Raw genomic sequence first — 6,417 nt, 5'->3', positions numbered from 1 at the left:
AAGCCGCCACACCCAAGCCGGTCGGGCCGCAGCCGGTCAGGTACGGACGGAGGGCGGCCGACGGGCGGGCCGGGCGGGGTGGGCGGCCTCGGCCAGCAGCCCGATGCGCGCCGCGCCCCGCAGGTCGAGGCCGGGCGGGCCGGCGGGGGACAGCAGCGCCGCCACCGCCCAGCGCAGGGCGTTGTCCAGCGGCGAGTCATGGATCAGCCACTCGCGGCGCACCCCCGGCCCTTCCGCGGTGAGCCGGTGGGTGTTGCGCGGGAGCCGGGTGCCCAGGGGCAGGGTCACCGGGTCCAGGTCCAGGCCGAAGCGCACCGGCCCGGCGAGCACGTCGACATGGCGCTGCCTGCTCTCACCGGCCGCGGGGGGCAGGTCGAACCATGCGGGCACGGAGACCTGCCCGGACGGGTCGGGCCCGACGATGGTGGAGTACAGCTCGATGTCCACACCGTCGGCCACGGCCCGCTCGTGCGCGGCGGTACTGGTCAGCTCGGGGTCGGCCGCCACCCGCAGGGCGCCCGCCTGCGGGGTGGTGCCCATGTAGCGGTCGTACGACTCCGCCGGCAGCGCGCCGCGCACCAGGGCCAGCATGTGCAGCCACTCGTAGCCGAAGATGCCGTAGTCGTGGTCGACGAACCGGCCGGCGGCGATGTCGGCCCGCCGGTCCTTCCCGAACCCGACGCGGACCGCCCGCAGCGGGTGCTGGGGCGCCAGTTCCTGCCGCATGGTCCGCAGCAGGGTCATCGCCCGGGAGTGCCGGTACTGGTCCATGACCACCAGACGGGCCTCGGGGTGGCGGTCCAGCAAGGCGTTCAGCTCGGGGATCTCCCACGTGCGGCACACGGGCTTCTCCACCAGCAGCCGGGCCGCGGGGTCGACGGCCAGCACCTCGGCCACCATCGCGATGTGGGTCGCGGTCGGCGAGCACACCGACCAGACGTCGACGGGTCTGCGGGCGGCCTGCTCGACCCCGTCGAAGACGGAGATCGCGCTGGGCACCGCGCCCGGGGCCGGGTCGACCACGCTGACGTCGAACCCGAGCTCGCTCAGCAGCCGTTGGTGCAGCCGGCCGGCGGCCCCGTACCCGATGACGCACACGCGGGTCCCGGACGTGCGGGGGTTCACCGGACCACCGGGACCGGGGCGGCCGGGGCGGCCGGGCGACGGGCACCGGAGGCCAGGTACTCGGCGTAGTAGGCGGCGAACAGGCCGGCCTCGTCGATCTCCCGGTCCACGGGCTCCAGGTGGATGCCGGGGGCGAGGGTGTCCGCCTCGCGGCACAGCAGTTTCGCCGCGATCAGGGTGCCCGCGCGGTAGGCGTCGTACCCCCGGTTGGCGATGCCCTCGTACTCGTAGAGGTTGAGCGAGCGCCCGTCCCCCAGCAGGGTGGCCGTGGTGCCGGTGGGCAGTGTGTGGCGGACGCCGACCTGGGGGACCACGGTGGACCGCAGTCCGTCGAACCCCTCGCTGAGCAGGCTGAAGTCCTTCGTGGCGAAGCCCGCGAGGTACACACCGTCGGGCAGCAGCGGCAGGTCGTCGTGGGTGAGGGCGAGCTCGCCGGTGTTGCCCACGATCAGGAACGGCGCGTGGGCGCTCAGTGCCTCGCCCACGCTGGTGTACGTCTCGTACCCGTGCTCCGCGGCCGTGATCAGCGCCAGGATCTCCGTGTCCACCACGGCCACCCGGCAGCCCAGCGCACGCAGCGCGTGCGCCACCCGGCCACCCAGCGTGCCGTAGCCCAGCAGCAGCACGTGACGGCCGATGAACTTCTCGCCCGGCAGGATGGCGCGCAGCCGGCGTACGCAGGAATCGGCTATCTCGTTGTAGCCGAGCATGCTCTTCAGCCGCGAACGCGCCATGTTCAGCACGGGGATGGTCAGTTGACCGGGGGCGCCCGCGATCCGCTTCAGCCCGCTCACGGTCAGCTCCAGGGCGCCGTCGACGCCGTCCTCCAGGACGCCTTCGGCTCCGTAGCCCTGTGCGAGCAGACCACCGTCGTCGATCACCAGGACCTTGCGACCCGCCGCGTGCGCCTGGCGCACGAAGTCGTCCACCCGCTCATTGGCCGCCAGGGCGTACGCGCGCGCCGTGGTGTCGGCCGAGCCGTTGATCACCGAGTTGTCCAGCGTGTCGCTCCGGTAGCCACGGTGCAGGAACCAGGCGTGGACGCGGTCGCGGTGCAGGGTCCGGTCGCCCTTGGAGAGCGCGAAGATCCACTCCGGGTCGATCCCGGCGCGCTCCATGCCCAGCAGGAAGCCGACGCTGTTCTCCACGTAGTGGTCGCGGAAGATCAGCGCCCAGTCGCGGAAGGCCGGCTCCTCGGTGGCGTAGCGGGCGACCAGGGGCATGCCCCCCACGATCGTCTCGACCTCCGCGTCGGTGTAGCACTGGCCGCGCAAGGTCAGCGCCTCGACGACGCGGTCGAAGACGGCCCCGGCCCGCGCGGAGAGCGGTCCGGAGGCGGAGAGCAGCACCCGCGTGCGAGCGGCCGCGGGGACGACGGCGTCGAGGGTGTCCGGGGCGGCACCGGCGACCAGCCGGCTGGACAGCCGTACGGCGGTGCCGTCCAGGTCGATCAGCAGGTCTCCCGGCCCCCGTTCCGCGGGCTCCTGAAGTGGTACGCCCTCCCCCCGCAGTACCGAACGGACCGTCTCGTCCACATCGTGAGGCGTCATACGACCGTCGAGGATCTCGTAGCGGTTCGCGCCGGGACACGCCGGGGCGCCGTCCTCCACCGCGACACCCCTGGACTCTCCTTCAACCAACGTCATCGTCTCAACCTCTTCTCGTCGTGGATCGGGCCATCGGCCCGGAGCGTCCGGTACACCGTCGGAGAGCAGTCGGCGCCCCCCTCCCGAGGGGCGTGCCGAGCACGGGGGGCGTAGACGGAGCGACGGCTCGCGGGCCCGGAACCGGGGGCCGGGAGCCGGGTGCCGGCGTCCTGGAGCCGGCGGCCGGAGGCCCCGGCTGCGGTCGGGCCGCACGGGGTCCGGTCGGCACATCGGGAGCCTATGGAGATCGTCCGCCGCTCCCCAGCCCCTACACCCCCTACCACCCCCTACCGGCCAACGGGCGGGGCCGCGCGGCGGGGTGCGGTGGTCGCGCGGTGGGGGTGCGGCGGGCAACCGCGGCCCCGGTTACGGCGCGCAGCGCGTCGCTGGGACGGGGCGGAGGCCGACCGGCCCTCCCGGCTCCGCGCGTCGCGGGATGTCCGCGCCGCCCTCCCGCCGGGCCCCCCGTAGGGGGTGGTAGGGGTCGTAGGGGCTGGGGGAGCGGCAGCCGGTCTTCGTAGGGTCGCCGTGCCGGGACAGCCCAGGTGCGGTCGGCCTCCCGCATCACCGTCCGGCACGGATACCCGCCTCGCGGAGGGGCGCCGGCCGCTCCCCGCGGGTGTGCCGGGCGCCGCCGGGCCGATGCCCCGTCCATGACGGGGCCGGTGTGCCGGCCGCTTCCGTACGGGAGTCCGGTCCACGGTGGGGCCGGTGGCCCGGTCCATGACGAGAAAGGTGGAGATGACGGAATGGACCCCGACGCGGCCGGAGCGACGGACGGTGAACCCGTCGGCCGACGGGCCTGCCGCACGCCGGTTCCGGTGCCGGGTCCACCGCGTCCTCACCGGGCCCCCACCGTCCACGGACCCCCGCGTGCCGGAGCGCCGCCTCGCTTCGAGCGCCCCGTCGCGCACGCACCCTTTCCCCACATCCCACGGCGCTGCGGCGGCGGGACCGAAGGCGACCGGGCTCCGGCCCGCCCCGTGTCCCCAGGTCCCCGCCCTCACGCGCCCACGAACCCGCCCGGGAGCCTCGTATGACCCACGTCTGTTTCGCCATTCCCGATGACGAATTCGACCGTGAATTCCTCCAGCTGCCCCTCGACGCGGCCAACGCGGGCGCGGCGCTGCGCGCCGAGGGCATGCGCGTGTCGGTGTGGGACAACCGCCTCGCCGACACCCCGCCCGACACCGACGGCGACCCCGACATCGTGGTCGTGATCACCGCCATAGCCGACCGAGCCCAGTGCTATCCCCTCGTACTGGACCCGGTCAAGGCGCTCGTGGACCGAGCCCGTCAGCAGTGGCCGCGGGCGACCCTAATCGCCTGCGGGCCGCACGCCACCCAGATGCCGCAGGCCACCCGCGCCGAGTTGGGCGTCGACTACGTCGCGCGCGGCGAGACCGACTCCGCCGCCGTACAGGCGGTACGCGACCTGGCCGCCGGTCTGCCCTCGCTGCCGGTGATGCCGCTGGCCGACAGCTATCCGCAGCTCGCCCCCGAGCAGTGGCCGCTGCCCGCCTACGACCTGTTCGACCTGAGTTCCTACACCGCCGAGGTGTTCATGGACGGCCAGGTGAAACGCGGTTCGTGCGGCATCGTACTCGGGGTGCGCGGCTGCACGTACGGCTGCACCTTCTGCCACCTGCCGTTCGGCACCCGCATGCGCCCGCAGCCCGTGGAGCGCACCCTCGCCGAGATCGCGGCCATGCGGGAACGCGACGTCGACTTCATCTTCTTCCTCGACTACGTCTTCGGGCTCCACCCCACCTACTACCAGGACCTGTGCCGGGGCCTGACCGGGCAGGGCATCGGCTGGACGGGCCAGAGCCGGGCCGAGGTGGTACTGCGCACGGACGTCGAGCAGTGGGCCCGGGCCGGCTGCAAGGGCATGTGGCTCGGCGCCGAGTCCCCGGGGATCGCCGACACACCGGTCGGCAAGCGGATCAAGCCCGGGGTGACCAACGCGGCCGTGCGCAAGCTGCAGGACGCCGGGATCACGCCGTTTGCCTTCATCCTCATAGGCCTGCCCGACGATCCTGCCTGCCAGAACGGGGACCTGCTGGACTGGGCGACGAACCTGCCCGGCTACTTCGGGCTCAACCAGCTCTTCCTGCGTCCCGGCACCAAGTTGTACGACCAGCTGGCGCCCCGCTACAACGACGGCAGGATGCCGAGCACGTGGTCCGAGGTGGAGGCCGTGACCCGGCGCTACCGGGAGAGCTACCCCGTGGACCTGGACGAACTCCAGGGCCAGTTGTCCCGACTGCCCAACTACCTCGGCAACGCGATGGCGGAGCTGTGAGGTCCGTAGCGCTCCAGGCACCGCGCCGCCGGCCGCCCCGGGAGGTCACCTCGCGATGAGCACGCCGCCGTCCGCGCCGCCGCGGCCGGGGCGGCTGAGCACGGCGCTCGGCCTGCCCCGGCTGGACGGTCAGCGGCGCCTGCTCGCCGCCGTGGTGATCGACAGCACGGGCAGCGGCCTGGCGCTGCCCTTCCTGCTGCTCTACCTGACGTGGCAGGACCGCATGACGGCGACCACCGCCGGAACCCTCCTGACGGTGGCCGGGGCCGCCGCCCTGGCCGCGGGGCCACTGTCCGGGCCGCTGATCGACCGGTGGGGCCCGGTGCCCCTCGTCCAGGCGGCCCACGTACTGCGCGCGACGGCCTTCCTCGTCTATGCGTCGACCGGCTCCACGACGACGCTGCTCCTCGCGGCCACGCTCGCGGCGCTCGGGGACAACCTGTTCTGGCCCGCCAACCGGGCGTTCCTCGCCCGCCGCTGCCACCCCGGCGAGCTGATCCGCTGGTACGGCCTCGAACGCACCCTGCGCAACGTCGGGATGGCGGTCGGCGGCCTCGCGGCGGGCGTCCTGGCCGGGCACGGGGAGAGCGGCCTGCGGCTGGTCCTGGCGGCGAACGCGGCCAGCTACGTCCTCGCCGCCGTCCTGATCGCCCTGCTGCCGCACACCGGGCGGCGCCCGTCCGCCGGTCGCGTGCCGGCGCTGCCCGGGCGCCGCGCGGCCCGGCCCCGGCCCGACCGGGCGTACGTCACCATGGTGGCGGCCAATACGGTGCTCGTGGTCGTTTGCGCGGCGCTTCCGGTGCTCGTGCCGCTCTACGTCGTCCAGGGGCTCCACCAGCCCGCCTGGGTCGTCGGCGCGGTGTTCGCACTGAACACCGCGCTGGTGACGGTCGGACAGTCCCTGGTGGTGCGGTACCTGGAACGGCGCGAGCACCTGCGCACCCTTCAACGGGCGGCGCTGGTCTGGGCCGCGGCGGCCGTGCTCTTCGGTGCGGCGAGCGGCCTGTCGCGGACGGCGGCCCTGTCCCTGCTCGCCCTCGCCGTACTGGTGTTCACCGCGGCGGAACTGATGCACGCCCCCACCAGCGACGTCGTGGCCGTCCGCATGGCCCCCCAGGACACGCCCGGCCGCCACCTCGGCCTGCACCAGTTGTCCTGGGGGGTCGGCTCCGCGATCGCCCCGCTGGCGCTGACCGCGGCACTGGCTCTGGGCCCCCGGTGGCCGTGGGCCCTGCTGGCCACCGGTGCGGTGGCCGCGGCCGTCGCCCTGTCCGCCGTACGCCGCGCCATCGGCCCGCTCCTCCCGGCGGGAGAGGGCCCAGGGGCCTGAGAACGGCCGGA

General features: G+C 74.2%; 4 protein-coding genes. 2 read left to right on the top strand and 2 right to left on the bottom strand.

The genetic code is table 11. The features are described from left to right. Positions 1-36 precede the first annotated feature (36 nt). Both QMF80_RS31990 and QMF80_RS31985 read right to left on the bottom strand, forming a co-directional pair. Positions 37-1,125, bottom strand: coding sequence for a Gfo/Idh/MocA family oxidoreductase (locus QMF80_RS31990; RefSeq protein WP_283459668.1), 1,089 nt, complete (start codon positions 1,123-1,125; stop codon positions 37-39). Continuing rightward, entirely contained in the window at positions 1,122-2,771 is a 1,650-nt protein-coding gene (locus tag QMF80_RS31985) for a Rossmann-fold NAD(P)-binding domain-containing protein (protein ID WP_283459666.1), read from the bottom strand. The genes QMF80_RS31990 and QMF80_RS31985 overlap by 4 nt, the downstream gene beginning before the upstream one ends. Before the next feature lie 1,036 nt (positions 2,772-3,807). On the opposite strand from QMF80_RS31985, the gene QMF80_RS31980 reads away from it, so the two are divergent. Next, positions 3,808-5,076 (top strand): B12-binding domain-containing radical SAM protein, encoded by a 1,269-nt coding sequence (locus QMF80_RS31980; RefSeq protein WP_283459663.1) that lies wholly within the window; start codon positions 3,808-3,810, stop codon positions 5,074-5,076. 55 nt (positions 5,077-5,131) lie between these two features. Next, positions 5,132-6,406 (top strand): MFS transporter, encoded by a 1,275-nt coding sequence (locus QMF80_RS31975; RefSeq protein ID WP_283459661.1) that lies wholly within the window; start codon positions 5,132-5,134, stop codon positions 6,404-6,406. Positions 6,407-6,417 lie beyond the last annotated feature (11 nt).

The organism is Streptomyces sp. G-G2, from assembly GCF_030063135.1.
Classification (GTDB): domain Bacteria; phylum Actinomycetota; class Actinomycetes; order Streptomycetales; family Streptomycetaceae; genus Streptomyces.
Note: the sequence above shows the minus strand (reverse complement) of the source record. Positions and strands in the feature narration are given on the sequence as shown.